Below are 19,260 nucleotides of genomic sequence, written 5' to 3'. Positions count from 1 at the left end.
GAACATCAGATTGAGAAGGTTCATAAAATACATATTCGCCCTTGTACTTTTGATAAGTTCAGTAAGCTTGTTTTCCGGTATATCCGGCAAAACAGATTCCATATTCTTTATCGAAAGCGAAAATGAATTTTACACTCAACCTAACGATACAGCACCACGTTATCCGGTAAAGAAAACCCAGATAACCAATTACAAGGATCTGAAAGACAATCCTCCGGCAGACCTGAAAGACCCGTCGAATATAAAAAACTCGATAGAATACGATCCTAAAACAAATCTCTATATCTTCCGCACTAAGATGGGAGATGAAGAAATAGCAACTCCGTTTTCCCTTACACCCGAAGAATACATGGATTACACATTGAAACAATCCATGTCGAACTATTTTAAGGCGAAGAATGCCGAAACATTCGATAAGAAAGACGAGAAAGAAGAATTTTCACTGAAAGACATAAAGCTGGACATCGGGCCGGCCGAAAAATTATTCGGTCCGGGAGGTGTGCAGGTAAAGACACAGGGATATGTAGAAGCCAAAATCGGCGTTAAGCATTTCAGTTCAAAGAACCCTACCCTATCGGAACGTAACCGGAGCAGGACAGCTTTCGAATTTGACGAAGACATACAGTTGAATGTAACTGCCACAGTAGGTGATAAGATCAATTTCGGAATGAATTACGACACCAAAGCACTCTTCGATTTCGATTCTAAAAAGATAAAACTGGGCTATGAAGGCAAAGAGGACGAAATAATAAAACGAATAGAAGCCGGAAATGTGAGTATGTCTACTACCAATTCGCTCATCAATGGCGGATCGGCTCTGTTTGGGATCAACACCGAACTACAATTCGGGAAGCTACGCATCAACACTGTGATATCGCAACAGGAATCGCAGGCACAGACTACCAGTTCGCAGGGAGGAATACAAACAAACGAATTTGAACTGAAAGCAGACCAATACGATGCCAACAGGCACTTTTTCCTGAGCCATTATTTCAGGGACAACTATGATAAGGCTATGAGCAAATACCCTTACATCCAATCGCCTGTAAATATTACCAAATTGGAAGTATGGGTTACCAACAAGCGCGGAGATTACACCCAGTCGAGAAACATCGTTGCCTTTTCGGACATAGCAGAATACAGCACTATTAAAAACCCGCTGTGGTCTCCGAGCGGTTCGTCAAACCTGCCTAACAACAATGCCAACAACCTTTACAGAACAGTAACCACAGACCCGATAAGATATCCCGGATCACGCGATATTTCACAGATAACGGCCTTGTTTGACGATTATCTGGAGACCGGGCTCGATTATGAAAAAATAGAGAGCGCCCGCCTGCTGACCTCATCGGAATATACATACAACCCCCAATTGGGCTATATATCTCTTACTTCGGCATTACAGGCCGACGAAGTACTGGCCGTTGCATACGAATATAGTATAAACAACGTTCCGTACAAAGTGGGTGAGTTTTCTACAGACATTGTAGATAAATATGATGTAAGTAATAGCAAATCGGGAGCATTATTTGTAAAACTGTTGAAGCCTATATCATTATCGCCCCGTTCTTATACATGGAACCTGATGATGAAAAACATCTATCGTATCAGTGACAACTCTATACAACAAGACCGTTTCCGCCTGAATATATCATATCAGTCCGACACTGTAGGTACATATATAAGCTATCTGCCCGAAGGAAATATTAAGAATCAGATGTTACTGAAGGTAATGAATCTCGACAGGCTCGATTCGCGTAACAACGTAGTAGAAAATGCGGATAAGTCGGTTCAGGGAGACGGGATATTCGACTTTGTGGAAGGCTACACCGTCAATTCCCAAAACGGGCGTATTATTTTCCCTGTGGTAGAACCGTTCGGTTCGCATCTGGCTACAAGAATCGGCAATCCGGCTATTGCCAAGAAGTACGTTTATCAGGAACTGTACGATTCTACACTGACCATCGCCCAGCAAATTGCAGAAAAGAACAAGTTTAAGATATCCGGATCGTATCGCGGATCGGGAACCAACAATGCTGAGATCAACCTGAATGCGACAAACATACCGCAAGGCTCCGTTCAGCTTACAGCCGGTGGCAGGGTACTTACCGAAGGTACAGATTATATTGTAGATTACATATCGGGTATTGTAACCATTATAGACCAGAATCTACTCGACTCTAACGTACCCATACAGGTATCGAGTGAAGGGCACTCTATCAGCATGCAGCGGAAAACATTACTCGGTCTTAATCTGAGTTACGATATAACCAAGAATTTCAATATCGGCGGTACTATCATGCACTATTATGAAAAACCGCTGACCACGAAGACCGAGATAGGCAACGAGTCGGTAAAGAATACTTTGTGGGGACTCAATACATCTTTCCGTACCGAATCGATGTGGCTTACAAACCTTGTGGATAAATTACCGTTCGTAGATGCTACGCAACCGTCACAGATCACATTCAACGCCGAATTTGCCCACATGATACCGGGCCATTACCAAAATAAAGAAACAGGAGGCTATTCTTATCTGGACGACTTCGAATCGTCGCAGACAAAAATAGATATCAAAAGCCCTTATTCGTGGAATCTGGCTGCTACGCCATACAGAAAAGACGGAGGATTGTTCCCCGAAGCCGGACTGAGCGACAACATAGATTATGGAAAAAACAGGGCTATGCTTGCATGGTTCTCCATCGATCCGTTGTTCACACGCAAAGGTTCGTCACTGACACCGCAGCATATCAAAAACAGCCCGCAGTTGTCCAACCATTTTGTACGTGAAGTAAATCTGCGCGAAATATATCCGAACAAAGATGTAGCCTACAACGAATCAGCTGTTATCTCCACACTCAACCTGTCTTTCTACCCTAACGAAAGGGGCCCGTACAATCTGGATGCTACGTATATCAACAGCGATGGTACACTGATGAACCCGGAGAAACGCTGGGGAGGTATTACCCGCAAAATGGACGTACGCGACTTCGAAGCATCTAATGTAGAATATCTCGAATTCTGGCTGATGGATCCGTTTGTAAGCAATGAGGACGATAATACAATACGAACAGGCGGAAATCTTTATATCAATTTAGGTGAAATATCGGAAGATGTACTCAAGGATGGAAAAAAATTCTTTGAGAACGGGTTACCTGTAAACGATGATCCGGATGCTGTAGAAACTACAGTATGGGGAAAAGTACCTAAACGCCAGTCTACTGTATATGCCTTCGACAACAATGCAGGAACCGAAGCCCGTGCAAAACAGGACGTAGGGCTGAACGGACTAAGCACCGCCGAAGAATTTACTTTTACTACCTATGCTGACTATCTGGCAGCATACAGTAGTAAGGTTACCGATCAGGAAGCCAGAAGGCGACTGGAAAACGACCCGTTTTCACCATTTAATGACCCCGCCGGAGACACATACCATTTTTATAGAGGTAGTGACTTCGATCAAGAGGAAAGAAGTATACTCGACCGCTACAAATACTACAATAATACAGAAGGTAATTCGCCGGCAACAGACCAGACCAACGAAAGCTACTCCACTGCGGCAAAAACCGTACCCGATGTAGAAGATATAGATCAGGACAATACACTGAACGAAACCGAAGCCTATTTCCAGTACAAGGTAGAACTCAGACCTGACAAAATGGTGGTAGGTGGCGACAACTATATCGTAGACAGCCGCAAAGTAACACTGAACCTGCGCAATGGCCAGAAAGGCGAGGTAACATGGTATCAGTTCAAAATTCCTATCCGTAACAAGGATGTGTACGACAGAGTAGGTAATATACAGGATTTCAAGAGTATCCGTTTCATGCGTATGTTCCTTCACGATTTCAAAGAAACTACATTCCTCCGCTTCGGTACATTGGAACTGGTTCGTGGCGACTGGCGCCTCTATGAACAGACGCTGAATAAGAACAATGAAGCTTCGGGTAAGGGAACTCTCGACCTGACAACAGTGAACATAGAGGAAAACTCGGAACGTACACCGGTCAACTATGTTCTTCCTCCCGGCCTGAGCCGTCAGGTAGACCCCGAGCAGGTACAAATGATAAAAGACAATGAACAGTCGCTTTCGATGCGTGTTTTGAATCTGGATGCAGGAGATGCAAGAGCCATATACAAAAATACCGGCTACGACATGAGAAGATACAAGCGCATACAGCTCTATACACATGCCGAAGAGGTATTGAATGAAGAAAAACTATCGAAAGGTGATCTTACTGTATTCATGCGGCTGGGCTCAGACTATAAGAACAACTACTACGAATACGAAATCCCACTAACTATAACGCCGGAAGGAACATACAGCACCAATAGTTCTACCGACCGTAACATAGTATGGCCAACCGACAATATGTTCGATTTTCCTCTCAAACTTTTTACCAATGTAAAACTTAACCGTAATAAGGAAAAGCGGAAAGCCGGTTCCACAGTGTCATATACAACTCCTTACTATGAATACGACCCGGATAAACCAAACAATAAGGTAACTGTTATCGGAAACCCTTCCCTATCGGAAGTAAACGTCATTATGATAGGTGTGCGTAACAATACACGTACAGCCAAATCGGGTGAAGTATGGATCAATGAACTCCGGTTGACGGACTTCGACGAAGAAGGCGGATGGGCTGCACAAGGTAACCTCAATGTGACTCTTTCCGATCTGGGTTCCGTCAATGTATCGGGAAGAAAAGAAACGGTCGGATTTGGTGCTTTAGACCAAAGCCTGATGGAGAGAAGGATGGACGACTACACATCTTACAGTATAGCTGCCAACATAGAGTTAGGGAAATTCTTCCCCGAAAAAGCGCAGGTCAGCCTACCGCTATATTACTCATACTCGAAACAAACAAATACGCCAAAATACGATCCGTTCGATCAGGATATAACATTGAAAGAATCGCTCAACGTTGTAGAAACCAAAGCAGAGAAAGATTCGATAAAGAGCCTGGCGCAGGATGTGACTACAACTAAAAGCGTCAGCCTGAATAACATTAAGGTGAATATACAAAGTAAGGAACCGATGCCATACGATCCGGCTAACTTCAATCTTAGCTACTCATACAGCCAGAGTGAAACAAAAAATCCGACAACGGTATATGACCTGACAAAGAGCTACAAAGCGACACTCAGTTATATCTACGCACCTATGGCTAAATCGTGGGAACCGTTCAAAAAAATGAAAAGTAAATCGGGTGCTGCCCGTTTTGCCAAATCACTCGGATTTAACTATCTGCCGAGCAGTGTTGCCTTCAACTCCAATATAACGCGTTACTACACCGAAACGATGACGCGCGATATCGACAGCTATACACTGGGCGGATCGAACGAAAACAATCAATTCCTGTCGTGGAGCCAGTCCTTCCTTTGGGACAGAGATTTCAGTCTGAACTGGGATTTTACCAAGAACCTGAAATTTGCCTTCCAATCGGGAACAAGAGCTGAAATAGAAGAGCCTTATCTGCAAGTAAACAAGAAACAGAACAGAGATGACTACGATGAATGGAAAGACGCTATAGTAAGAAGTCTGAAAAGTCTCGGTGATCCACTATCGTACAGGCAAAGCGTACGCCTGACCTATCAGTTACCATTCCGCAATATACCGGCACTGGACTGGATAACATCAAATGCCAGCTATGCCAGCAACTATCAGTGGGATCGTGGAGCAACTCTGGCAGCAGAAGATTCTATAGAGATAGGTAATACTATCAGCAACAACATGACGCTGGAATTGACTAACAGATTAAATCTTACCAGCCTGTATAACAAATCGGGATTTCTGAGAAAGGTAAATGAGCGTTTCGATGGCAGAAGAAGAACTCAATCACCCAATCAGAGAGAGAGAGCCGAGTCTCAAAGGCAACCTCAAAGAAGGAGATTTAATACAACCGTTACCCTGCTGAAAGACTCTGCTATCACTGTCAGTCATGGACTCGACACCAAAAATATCGAGGTCACAGCAAGAAAAAATGGCAAAACCTACGCCCTTAAGTTTAAGAAAAAAGATAACAACAACATCATAGTCAACAATAAGGATTCAGGCAATGTACAGATAAGTATAGAAGGACGTTACAAAGAAGCCGGATCATCATCTGGTGTACTACAGGATATAGCAGAATATTCGGCGAGGGCACTTATGTCGGTGCGAACTATCAGTTTCAACTATTCGAAACGTGATGAAACCCATATATCGGGATTCAGACCGGGCATCGGAGATATTTTCGGACAAAAAGGCTCTGAATTCGGTATGACTCCGGGACTTGGATTTGCGTTTGGTCTCGATGGCGGAGAAGACTTTATACAAAAGTCACTTGACAGGGACTGGCTCGTAAAAAACGAACTAAGTATAACGCCTGCCGTATATAGTAATGCTGAGAAATTTGAGATGAGAGCCCAAGTAGAGCCGTTCAAGGATTTCAAAATAGAACTGAATGCCAACTATGAGCAAAACAAGCGTACGGAAGTACAATATATGTACGATGGTGCTCCGAAGACACGTGGCGGAAGCTTCTCTATGACTACCATCGCTTTATCTTCGGCACTGCGTGGAAGCAATTCTAAGAATAATTATTATTCCGAAGCTTTCGAAAAGTTCCTGAACAACAGGCACGCTATAAAAAACAGGCTGGAAGCCCAATATACAGGAATGCGATACCCAAATGGTGGATTTATGACCGAAAACGGTATGGGCGGACAGGTATATAATCCGTCAAATGGTGAGGTAAACCTCAATTCGGCAGATGTGCTTATTCCGGCTTTCATATCTGCATATACAGGTAAAAATGCAAACAAGATATCACTTACAGCCTTCCCTTCCCTGTTGTCAATACTTCCAAACTGGACACTTTCATACGATGGATTAGCCAATATTCCATTTATAAAATCGAAAGTGAAATCACTTCGGCTTACTCACGCCTATTCCTGTTTCTATCAGGTAAGTAATTATGACTCATATTCGGGCTGGCTCGAGACAGGTGACGACTTAGGTTTTATCAGAGACGTCCTCAACGGCAATCCGGTGCCTTCGTCGCCATACAATATATCTTCGGTAGGAATATCGGAAGTATTCAACCCGCTGTTCGGCGTAGACGGAGTACTCAATAATAATATGTCCATCAATTCGCGTTACAACAATGCACGTACTCTCACACTGAATATGACTTCGTATCAGATAATAGAATCGATACAGAAAGAATTCGTATTCGGGCTGGGATACCGCATCAATGAATTCAACCGTATTATAGGGCTGAATCCTAAAACCGCGAAACAGTTCAATAACGACCTCAATATCAAACTCGACCTATCGTATAAGACAAATGAGGCCTTACTGCGTAAAATAGAGGAAAGTTTCACTCAGGCTACAAGTGGCACAACTATTGTAACATTGAAGTTCTCTGCCGACTATACAATGAGCAGAGCTCTGACCCTGAGGGCATACTACGACCGCATCCTGAACAAGCCGCTGATATCCTCTTCGGCCTATCCTACTACAGACAGCAACTTTGGAATTAGCCTAAAATTCACATTGATTCAATAAAACACATCCATAAGTTTGGATAGAAAAAAAATTTACTTTAAGTTTATTTTTTCAAATGTTAAACAATATCTTTGCTATATTTGTTAAATAATAAAATAAAGATGGGTAATTCATTATATTCAATATTTATAACATATTTTAATCAGGCGAGAGAGGCTGAACGAAGATGAAAAAATCGACAATATGGATATTAGCCGCAATTATGGCTTTTGCTTTCTTTGGCCTGTTATACTTACAGATAGGATATCTTCGCGAATCGATAGGCTGGAGAGAAGACCAGTTTGATGAAACCATCAACCGGAGTCTGGATAAAGTCTCTACCGATTTGCAGAAAGAACAGACAAAGAGGTATCTTAATGAACGCTTTACCGAATATCAGAAAAAGCAGACTGCTGCTTATAACAGATCGCTGACATTAAGAAACCAACAGTTACAGGAAGAGACCGTAACTCACCAGCAAAGAATGAAAATGGTTGCACCAGACGGTTCGGAAGTGATGAGTATCGAATATAACGCTTCGACCACTGTGCAGACCAAGCCTAAAAATCAGGTTTTCAGCCCGCCAAGCAAAGATGGCACAAATGCCATATCGAAAACAATATTCGATATGCAGGACGAGCAGAAACAACGGCTTATATTTGAGGGAGACCTGCTCAACGATGTATTGAACCAGATAGTAAATACTGCCAGCAGTGTACCTATCGAAGAAAGGGTAAATCTCAAAGAACTGGGAACGAGTATAAGAAACGAGATAAAAGTAAATGGTATAGAGTTGCCTTTTCAGTACGAAGTAGTAGACAAAAACAATAAGCCGATCTATCAGCAACCCCTGTTTTCGCCACAGAGTGCCAAACCTTACACTAAGGTTTTGTTTGCTAACGACCCGCAGGACAAGTTGGCTTATCTGAAGGTTTATTTCCCCGACAAATCGAGGTATATATTCAGGGAAATCTCCTTTTTATATCCGGCTATAGGTTTTTCGCTCATACTGTTGGTTACATTTATTATTACCATTTACATTACATTCCGGCAAAAGCGTTTATCGGAAATGAAAAGTGATTTTATGAACAATATGACTCACGAACTAAAGACTCCGGTATCGACCATTTCGTTGGCAGCACAAATGCTGAAAGATGGGTCGATAACCAAATCACCGGAAGTCTTCAAACACATTTCGGGCGTGATCAACGATGAAACGGAACGACTGAGTTTCCAGGTTGAAAAAGTATTGCAGATGTCACTGTTCGAAAAACAGAAAGCTACTCTGAAAATGAAGGAACTGGATGCAAATGACATAGTGGTGAACGTGGCGAACACATTCCAGCTGAAAGTTGAAAAATTCGGAGGAAACCTTGATATAGACCTGGAAGCTACGGATTCCACTATAGATGCTGATAAAATGCATTTTACCAATGTACTGTTCAATTTGTTGGACAATGCGGTAAAATACAGACGTGAAGATGTGCCGTTAGAACTGATGATACGGACATGGAACAATAATAATAAACTCTATATATCTGTCGAAGACAATGGTATAGGTATCAAAAAAGAGTTTGTTAAGAAGATTTTTGAGCGGTTCTATCGCGTATCTACCGGAAACAGGCACGACGTAAAAGGCTTCGGATTAGGGCTGGCATATGTCAGGAAGATAGTGGAAGACCATAAGGGAACGATAAAAGCTGAAAGTGAAATGGGAAAAGGCACCAAATTTATAATTTGCCTGCCTCTGATGAAAAACAACGACAAATAATAAAAACTGTAAATAAGTTAAAATAAGCAAGTTATGGAAGAAAGATTGAAATTATTTTTATGTGAGGATGACGAAAATCTTGGTATGTTACTAAGAGAATATCTTCAGGCCAAAGGGTACGACACAGACCTCTACATCGACGGTGAAGTCGGCTACAAAGGTTTTGTAAAAGAAAAGTACGACCTGTGTATATTAGATGTTATGATGCCTAAAAAAGACGGTATCACGTTAGTTAAAGAAATCAGGGCTATCAATACAGAAATACCTATTATATTTCTGACAGCCAAGAATATGAAAGATGATATCCTTGAAGGGTTCAAAGCCGGAGCGGATGACTATATCACTAAACCATTCAGCATGGAAGAACTGGTACTTCGTATCGAAGCTATCTTCCGCCGCGTGAAAGGCAAAAGAAGCAAAGAGCAACAGGTTTACCAGTTTGGCAATATGCACTTTGATACTCAGAAACAAATTCTGACTATCAACGGGGATAGTACAAAATTGACCACTAAGGAAGCTGAACTTCTGGCATTGCTGTGCGCCCATGCAAATGATATTCTGGAAAGAAATCATGCCCTGAAACAAATATGGGTAGACGACAACTACTTCAATGCCCGTAGTATGGACGTTTACATCACTAAACTGCGTAAGTTGCTGAAACCAGATCCAAGCATCGAGATCATCAACATACATGGTAAAGGATATAAACTGATTGCACCTGTAAACGAAGAAGCTGAAGGAGCTGAATAAAATTGCCCGAACGATAATTATAATGAAAGCCATGCTAAAAAAAGTATGGCTTTCTTTTTTTTTGTAACTTTGGTTTCCAAAACAGAAGAATAACAACATGAAACAATATCACGACCTGCTGAAACGTGTCTTGGAAGAAGGAACATTCAAGGAAGACAGGACGGGAACAGGTACAATCAGCGTATTCGGACATCAGAGCCGATACAATCTGGCTGACGGATTCCCTGTTCTGACTACCAAAAAACTGCATCTGAAATCTATTATATACGAACTTCTCTGGTTTTTGGCAGGAGATACCAATGCAAAGTATTTGCAGGATAACGGAGTACGCATCTGGAACGAATGGGCTGACGAAAATGGCGATCTGGGGCATATATACGGATATCAGTGGCGGTCGTGGCCAGATTACAATGGCGGTTTTATCGACCAGATAAGCAATGTGGTGGACACGATAAAAAACAATCCCGATTCGCGGCGCATCATTGTCAGTGCGTGGAATGTGGCCGACTTGCCGAATATGAACCTCCCACCCTGCCATGCGTTCTTTCAGTTCTATGTAGCTGACGGAAAACTCAGCCTTCAACTCTATCAGCGCAGTGCCGATATATTCTTAGGTGTACCCTTCAATATAGCATCGTACGCCCTGTTGCTGAAAATGATGGCTCAGGTCACTGGCTTGCAGGAAGGAGATTTTGTACATACTTTGGGCGATGCACATATATATACCAATCACCTCGATCAGGTAAAATTACAATTAACGCGCGATTTCCGTCCTTTACCACAGATGGTATTGAATCCGGATGTAAAAAGCATCTTTGATTTCAAGTATGAAGATTTCAGCCTCGAAGGGTATGATCCTCATCCACATATCAAAGGCGAAGTAGCAGTATAAACAGAATTATAAATTATGAATTATGAGTTATAAATGCTTATATCGGAATAATTGGCTTTGCCGATTATTCGAATTCATAATTTTTAATTCATAATTCATAATTTCAAAAGTGCTTGTAAACATTATATCGTGGGGTATCATAGTCTATATTCTCTTCACATTCGGGGATATACTACTCTCATTGTATAATAAGGTATGCAAACAAAACGAACAATACAATGTATTAGACAAGCTCTTATTAGGTCTGTGTAGCCTGATTATACCTTTGTCTGTATGGTCGCTGTGGTTACCCTCCAATCAAGCCTTTCTGTTTTTTGCATTGATAACTTCTATCTTATATTGGGGCATAAACTACCGGAAAGTTATTAGGATATGTGAGAATATTATGGACGGGATTAAGCCGCTTACTCTATCGCAGACCATATTCCTTTCACTTTTCATACTGGCTTCGCTCTTCTTTTTCACATGGCAACAAGAAGTCTACGACTCAGCGTTTTACCACTACCAAAACATACGTTGGAATGAAGAATATCCTGTTGTTCCCGGTATAGCAAATATCGACGACCGGTTCGGCTTCAATTCCAATTACTTTCTGCTGAGTGCTATTTTTACGTTCCGTTTTGTATTGGGAGAAGCAGTATATCCATTACAGGGAGTGCTTGTTGCTGCTATCGGCTATTGGATATTGTATAAATTATTCATATCGCGATACGAAGTTAAGCGTGTTGTTATCCTTGTCGCTTATATTCTTTTATGCTGGATATCTGTTCATTTTCTGGGTAATACATCGACAGACATACTACCCAACTTTATTGCATTCTACATATTGGCTCGCCTTATATTATCTCCCGAAAAGCTGAAATCAGGCTATCTGATGGGCATTGCATTACCGGTTTTTCTGCTTACGTGTAAACTTTCATTCTTTCCCATTGGGATCATTAGTCTTTATCTGATCTATAGGCTGATAAAGGAGAAGAAATACGGGATCATTTCCTTTGGCTGTATTGTCGGGCTTTTCATTATCGTACCTTGGCTCATCAGAAATGTTATTGTATCGGGTTACCTTATTTTCCCACTGTATCAGATAGACCTGTTTAACTTTGACTGGAAAGTACCACAGGAGATAGCCATCAGAGAAAAGGGTTACATTTTCGATATCGGTTACTACTTCTTCCGCATAGCTCTCTGCTACCCAGGTGAAAGCATCAGAGACCCGTTGGTAATAAACATACTGACCGATATCATCTATCTGCTTACTTTGACTTCTTTTGTAATCGCAGCATATATCTGCCGAAAAGGAAATAAAACGGGGCAGCACATCTATCTGTTTTATGCCATATTCGTTGTTACCATCATTGTGTGGGCTACAGGCGGCCCCGATATACGATTTGTTTCGGGAGTTCTGTGTGCTGTTATCTTCACAGGCGCAATATTATTGATAAAAGACAAAAAAATATACCTGCCGAAAACCGGAAACATTCTCATCTGCTTATTTATTACAGGGGCGCTATTATGGACAGGTTCGCGCTATTATCCATTCTATCCGGAAATCGAAAATACAGGAACATCATTGGCATTACATATTATCACAAAGCCTTTTTCCGTAAAAGATCAACAAATGGAACGAGGTATAGATATCTACGAAGATGTCGACTTTTACCCTGTCAACAATGAAATAATGATTTGGGTTAGCCACGACCTGCCATACGATATGCCTCCTCCGGCAAGTATCCGCAGCCACTATGCCAAATTTTTACCACTGGAATGCATCGAGGCCAGAGGATCGCTGATAAAAGATGGATTCAGAGCGAAGGAAGGGTGCAGATAATATTTGTTATTCATGCCAATCAGCATTTGAGATTGTATTGAGTAAATGTTCTATTATTCTCTGCGCGCAATCACAGATTGCTTGCATTCCTTTTGGCCTAAGCCCCAAAAGGAATCAAAAAGTCTTTTGCGCCCCGCTTCATAGGACGACCCGTTAGAGGGCTCAAAGGCTAAACAAAAAAACTCGCTCATGGCTTTTGTATAATACGAACCGACAACTAAGCTCAAACACGTTTTTGTTTTACGCCTTTCTCACCCTACGGGTACCCCGTCCATAAAGCTAACGGCGCGGGCTAACGCACGATCTGGAGACGATAAATAAAGGATTTACTTGTAACTGCCCTAAAGGCGAAGTAACTAGTAACTAATAAACGAACATATAATTTCAACCACTGATTCGCATTATTCACAATTGTCTATATCAATAAATTACTCTATTTTTATGCCGACTAAAATTTGGCAGGCAGTAATGAAAACACAAACACTTCTATTATATTCCATTTTTATAATTATTATTCTAACATTGTCAGGATGCAATGGCAAAAGCCTTTACCAACTCGAAAAGGAATCGTTGGCTAAGAGTAGCGTGAGCGACAGTATTGTCAATGGCCTATGCTTCGGCATGAATAAACTGGAAACTCACAAAACAATAGGATGGAAAACACCCAAAGACAATGTGAGTCCAGATATAGACGGTCTGCGAAATTGCTATGCTAATATGCACACTGCCTTTTACAACGACAGCCTGTCGTATATCGCTTTCACCATCCACAAGATGCCGGAATATGTTGACATACGCAAAAAAGATATAATTAACACATATACATCCCTATATGGAAAAAGATGTTACGAAGAAAGCGAAGAGTATATAAAGAAGTATATTTGGCTAAAAGGTAATCTGAAAATATGCTTCATGGAAATCAAAACACCGGGACCCGACTTATATGTAATAGAATATCGCGATCTGCGAAGGAGTAAAGACTTTATAAATGTACCCCCTAATCAGTTGGTCAGCGAAAGCATCATTCCTGATGGAGAAACCAGAGATTATTATCCGGATGACAATATATATACAAAAAGTTATCTGGAAAAACAGCAACAACGAGCTCCAGATGATTTTCTCTCCAAATTGGAGCAAGAATCTCTGGCAACAAACAAACGACATAAAAATATAATAGGAGAAGTAATATTCGACATGAAAGAAGCAGAAGTATGGAAAGCACTGGGTATAAAGGAGAAAGACACCTATACTTTTAAAATGAAAGACCTCGATAAATGTAAATTTGCTGCTACTCCCTATTTCCTGAACGATAGCCTTATCAGCCTCGTATTTTATGCTTATGCAGGTGGGGAACTGGGCTATTACATGAATGATCCCTTTCATTTTGATATATCCTATGCTATCAAATCTTTTACAGCAGAATATGGAAAACCAGCTATCGTCACAAAAGATAGAACGATATGGCTCGATGGCAACCTGAAAATTGAAATAACAGGAGGATATGATTTTGAAAACGATCTGAAAACTTTACGAATAGAATATAGCAATCTCCTCCGCAAAGTCACCGAAGTGGATATATTAAGCGGTAAAATAGAAAAGATAAGAAATAACTACTTTACCTCTCTATACATATACGACAGCAGACCAATGATTATATGACCTGCAATTACAAATAAGACAGGGATGAAGCTGAACCATCTCTATGTATTATCAAAATTTCTCTATCTTTACACTAACTTAAAATTATCAGATAATAATGAAAGCACAAACTCATTCACTTTATTTACTTTCTATTTTGCTTTCCTCTTTTGTTTATACACAAGCTCAAAACAGCGATTCCATTCCCGATCCGCAGACCGGACTGACAACACACCGAAAAGCAATCTCTATAATCGGCGGCTATAATGTATGGAAATATCATTTTCTCGAAATCGGCCTTGCCGCAAATGAGCTTAATCAGGTCGGGCATACTCCGGTTGGCTTCACTTACTATGCTTCTAGTGAAATAAAGATAGATAAAGACATCATTATAGGCCCTAAAGTAGGATTTTGGTTTGGGGGCGGATTAGCTTTCGGAGGCAGCCTTATATATTACACTGATTTTCATAATTCATCTCTTCGCATAAGACCCGAAATAGGCATAGGCTTAGATCGAATGAAAGTCACATATGGTTACAATATAGCCCTGACAAACAAAAACTTCAATGGTATAAATAAACATAATATCAACTTTGCTTTTCTGATAGGAATAAAGAACAGGAAAAAGTAATGTTTTATACACAGATAAAAAAATTAGAATCATACGATTAAGAGCCTGTTTAAATTTTATTCGTTTAGGTTTTCAGCACTATTTTTGGAATGATTTTTTCTTATCTGAAGCGCGAATAGCGGGCTATTCAAGCTGAAGAAAGGGGAAAATCGGACAAAAAGAGACTGAAAATGAACGAAAAAAGAACGATAACAAAATGTTTTGGTAAAATTTAAACAGGCTCTAAAAATATTCTACAAAACGGCTGATTACAGACAGAATAATATAGCCGAAACAAGCTATCGACTGTTTACCTATCAAAAATCCACTATTATTTTTTGCTAATTCACTGATTATTTGTAATTTTGCGAGCCGATTATTACGAAATAAAACGTAAAAAGTTGACAAACAAACAATTATCGCTTATCATATCTTAGCTCGGTAAGCGGATAAAAGTTGTGTGAGTCGAAAAAAGTAATTAACCAAATTAATTTTTAAGTAAGTGGATACTTTAAGCTATAAGACCATTTCTGCGAACAAAGCAACTGTACAAAAAGAATGGGTTGTGATTGACGCAACAGGGCAAACACTTGGACGCATGGCATCCAAAGTGGCAAAACTTCTGAGAGGGAAGTACAAACCAAGTTTTACTCCGCATGTAGACTGTGGCGACAACGTTATCATCATCAACGCTGATAAAGTTGTACTTACAGGAAACAAATGGAACGACCGCGTATATCTGAGATATACAGGCTATCCCGGAGGCCAGAGAGAAGCAACTCCTGCCGTATTGATGGAAAAAGGAGCCGACCGCTTGGTACTAAAGGTAGTAAAAGGTATGTTGCCTAAGAACCGTCTGGGCGCTGCTCTTTTGAAAAACCTTCATGTATATGCAGGTACTGAGCACAAACATGAGGCTCAACAACCAAAAACAATAGATATTAACTCTCTTAAATAATAATTAATGGAAGTAGTAAATGCACTAGGAAGACGTAAAGCTGCTATAGCTCGCGTATTCGTAAGCGAAGGAACCGGAAAGATTGTGATCAACAAACGTGAACTCGACAATTACTTCCCTTCAACTATTCTTCAATATGTCGTAAAGCAACCGCTAAACAAATTGGAAGTTGCTGAAAAATATGACATAAAGATCAACCTTAACGGAGGTGGATACAAAGGACAGGCAGAAGCTGCTCGTCTGGGTATCGCACGCGCTCTGGTAAAGATCAATCCAGAAGATAAAGCTGCTCTAAGAGCTGAAGGATTTATGACTCGTGACCCTCGCGTTGTAGAACGTAAAAAACCGGGGCAACCAAAAGCAAGAAAAAGATTTCAATTCTCAAAACGTTAATTTGGATATTATTTTACCCAATTACACTTTCACGGCTGTTGCCGCTTAAAAGTTACAGGTTGGTTAATATATGATGAGTCGGCCTCATCACTCTGAAATTACGTTTAGTATCTAAATTGCCGGGACTTCACAAATGAGCTACCCGACAATTCGCTAACAGAAAAAGAAAGTAAACGAAACAAAAAACTAAAAATGGCAAAATTAGAATTCGACCAATTATTAGAAGCCGGTGTACACTTCGGACACTTGAAAAGAAAATGGAATCCGGCAATGGCTCCTTATATATTTATGGAGCGCAATGGTATCCACATCATTGACCTTTATAAGACTATAGCTAAGACCGAAGAAGCTGCTGCTGCTTTGAAGCAAATAGCCAAATCGGGCAAAAAAATACTGTTTGTTGCTACAAAGAAACAAGCAAAACAAGTAGTTGCAGACCTGGCTACAGCTGTAAATATGCCATACGTGGTAGAACGCTGGCCGGGCGGTATGTTGACAAACTTCCCTACAATCCGTAAGGCTGTGAAGAAGATGTCGACTATCGATAAAATGATGAAAGACGGTACATTCGAAACTTTATCGAAAAGAGAAAGACTTCAGGTTACCCGTCAACGTGCTAAACTGGAAAAGACACTGGGTTCTATACAAGACCTGACACGTCTGCCATCAGCACTTTTTGTTGTCGATGTAATGAAAGAACATATTGCAGTAAGAGAAGCTAGCCGTCTTGGAATATCTGTATTTGCTATGGTAGATACAAATTCCAATCCGGAAGATATTGATTTTGTAATCCCTGCTAATGACGATGCAGGAAAATCAATCGAACTTATTCTGGCTAGCCTCTGTGAAGGAATCAAAGAAGGCTTGGAAGAAAGAAAGATAGAAAAAGCTGACACTGCTGCTGCCGAAGCACAGGACGAAGAAGGAGCTCCTAAAAGAGAGCGCAAAGCTAAAACCGGTGCTAAAAAGGCTGTAACAAAAGAAGATCAGGATGCAATCAATGCTGCTGTAGCAAGCAAGTTTGCAAAAGAGGACGAAGAATAAGTCACAAAATAACAGACTAAGAATTAGCCTCGGAGAATACTCGGAGACTATTTCTTAGTCTTTTTTGAGTTTTAGAGTCTTAAAGATTTCTAGTTTACTAGTTTTCTTTAAAATATAAAAAAATAAAACTAGTACACTTGTAGACTAGTACACTTATAACTAAATAAAAAGGAGAAAGAGACTATGGCAATATCTATGGCTGATATCCAACACCTGCGCAAAATGACAGGAGCAGGTATGATGGACTGTAAAAATGCTTTGACAGAAGCAGAAGGTGATTTTGACAAGGCAATCGAAATAATTCGTAAAAAAGGACAAGCTTTTGCTGCAAAACGCGAAGACCGCGATGCAACCGAAGGCTGTGTATTAGCTGCAACTAATGGCGATTTTGCTGCAATCGTTGCTGTAAACTGCGAAACTGACTTTGTGGCTATGAATGCAGACTTCGTAGGCATGACAAAATCTATACTAGATACAGCACTGGCTAACAAGCCTGCCGATCTGGATACATTAAAAACGCTACAGGCTGGTGACCGCACAGTAGCCGATCTGGTAACAGACCGTATGGGCGTTACAGGTGAAAAAATGGAACTCAACATATACAAAACAGTTACTGCCCCTACAGTAGTAGCTTATGTACATCCGGGAAACAAACTGGCTGCAATCGTTGGTTTCAACAAAGCAAATGTAGATGAGCAAGTAGCAAGAGACGTAGCTATGCAGATCGCAGCTATGAATCCTGTTGCCCTTCTTGCCGAGCATGTATCGGAAGAAATCAGAGAAAGAGAGCTTAATATTGCAAGAGAAAAAGCACGCGAAGCAGGTAAACCTGAAAACCTGATCGAAAAAATAGCAGAAGGAGCTTTAACTAAGTTCTACAAAGAATTTACACTTCTTCAACAAGAGTTTATCAAGAATCCTAAGCAAACAGTTGCCCAGTATCTTGATGCTCACGATAAAGAACTGGCTGTAACAGGCTTCCAACGCTTCACGCTGAACGCTGAATAAATAAAGCCTAAGTATAAAACTAAAGGGTGTATCTTAGGATACATCCTTTCTTTTTGCTTTCAGACGTGATAGACAATTTCATTAATTAAAAACCCAAGACTCATCATAAAAAGTCCCAATATATATCTTCTTTATTCCATGATATTAACTATTGCAATATGGCATTCCATTATATATGTGTTAAAATGACACTATCATGAATTATATTTTACACACACAACTACATACCTTATAATCAATATTATATAATTTACATACGCAAATATAAAGACTTATTGACACATGTAGTTAACATTTAGAATCATCCTCCGGATAAAAAAACTATTATTATTGGTTTGAAACTTCATAAATATTATTACCTTTGTTAAACTTTTAGACAAATGGACATAAACTAGCGAAGTTGCGTAATATACATTATGGATATAATGCTATTAAAATCCTTATTTTTTACAACTAATATTTCCTTTTTTTCTTCTGAAAATTTGGAGGTTAGCTCTATTTTGAGAGAGAGAGAGAGAGAGAGAGAGAGAGAGTAAATAACACCCAATCACAAAGACAAACATCTCTTTTTCCAAGTTTAGCATTTCCCAAACCGGGAAGTGCCAATACTTCGTGTATTTATCTCAACATACACCGACTATACGGCACGTACACGTGCAGAATAATATCACTTTATAAAGACATAAGCAAATTTGGAAATACTTTTTTCAGCAAAAAAATTTCCATTTTTAACTATACGGATAATTTCTCTAAATATCCGCCAGATTCATACTATACAAAAACTTCAATACCTCATCAGGAGGTTTTACTTATTATCATAATTTATTTGTCTTC

General features: G+C 40.3%; 11 protein-coding genes. All 11 read left to right on the top strand.

Features of this window, described 5'->3' with window-relative positions:
* Positions 1-10 precede the first annotated feature (10 nt).
* The 11 genes from sprA to tsf all read left to right on the top strand — a co-directional run bounded on the left by sprA (position 11) and on the right by tsf (position 18,426).
* Positions 11-7,555, top strand: a complete 7,545-nt coding sequence (gene sprA, locus M2448_RS10075; protein WP_280646102.1) for a cell surface protein SprA — start codon at positions 11-13, stop codon at positions 7,553-7,555.
* Positions 7,556-7,721: 166 nt separating this feature from the next.
* Entirely contained in the window at positions 7,722-9,305 is a 1,584-nt protein-coding gene (locus M2448_RS10070) for a HAMP domain-containing sensor histidine kinase (RefSeq protein ID WP_280646103.1), read from the top strand.
* A 33-nt stretch (positions 9,306-9,338) separates the two neighbouring features.
* Positions 9,339-10,055: a response regulator transcription factor gene (locus M2448_RS10065; RefSeq protein ID WP_280646104.1), complete on the top strand. Its 717-nt coding sequence runs from the start codon at positions 9,339-9,341 to the stop codon at positions 10,053-10,055.
* 97 nt (positions 10,056-10,152) lie between these two features.
* Positions 10,153-10,947, top strand: a complete 795-nt coding sequence (locus M2448_RS10060) for a thymidylate synthase (protein ID WP_280646105.1) — start codon at positions 10,153-10,155, stop codon at positions 10,945-10,947.
* Between the two features lie 109 nt (positions 10,948-11,056).
* On the top strand, positions 11,057-12,775 hold the full coding sequence (locus tag M2448_RS10055) for a hypothetical protein (protein ID WP_280646106.1): 1,719 nt from the start codon (positions 11,057-11,059) through the stop codon (positions 12,773-12,775).
* Positions 12,776-13,243: 468 nt separating this feature from the next.
* Positions 13,244-14,434: a hypothetical protein gene (locus tag M2448_RS10050; RefSeq protein ID WP_280646107.1), complete on the top strand. Its 1,191-nt coding sequence runs from the start codon at positions 13,244-13,246 to the stop codon at positions 14,432-14,434.
* Positions 14,435-14,531: 97 nt separating this feature from the next.
* Entirely contained in the window at positions 14,532-15,044 is a 513-nt protein-coding gene (locus M2448_RS10045; RefSeq protein ID WP_280646108.1) for a hypothetical protein, read from the top strand.
* A 481-nt stretch (positions 15,045-15,525) separates the two neighbouring features.
* Positions 15,526-15,981: a 50S ribosomal protein L13 gene (gene rplM / locus M2448_RS10040; RefSeq protein ID WP_280646109.1), complete on the top strand. Its 456-nt coding sequence runs from the start codon at positions 15,526-15,528 to the stop codon at positions 15,979-15,981.
* Positions 15,982-15,987: 6 nt separating this feature from the next.
* Entirely contained in the window at positions 15,988-16,374 is a 387-nt protein-coding gene (gene rpsI, locus M2448_RS10035; protein WP_280646110.1) for a 30S ribosomal protein S9, read from the top strand.
* Between the two features lie 192 nt (positions 16,375-16,566).
* Positions 16,567-17,418, top strand: a complete 852-nt coding sequence (gene rpsB / locus M2448_RS10030) for a 30S ribosomal protein S2 (RefSeq protein ID WP_280646111.1) — start codon at positions 16,567-16,569, stop codon at positions 17,416-17,418.
* Between the two features lie 183 nt (positions 17,419-17,601).
* Positions 17,602-18,426, top strand: coding sequence for a translation elongation factor Ts (gene tsf, locus M2448_RS10025; protein WP_280646112.1), 825 nt, complete (start codon positions 17,602-17,604; stop codon positions 18,424-18,426).
* Positions 18,427-19,260 lie beyond the last annotated feature (834 nt).

It is taken from the genome of Dysgonomonas sp. PF1-14 (genome assembly GCF_029892965.1).
GTDB lineage: Bacteria > Bacteroidota > Bacteroidia > Bacteroidales > Dysgonomonadaceae > Dysgonomonas.
The sequence above is the reverse complement of the archived record's forward strand: the minus strand, read 5'-3'. Positions and strand labels throughout refer to the sequence as shown.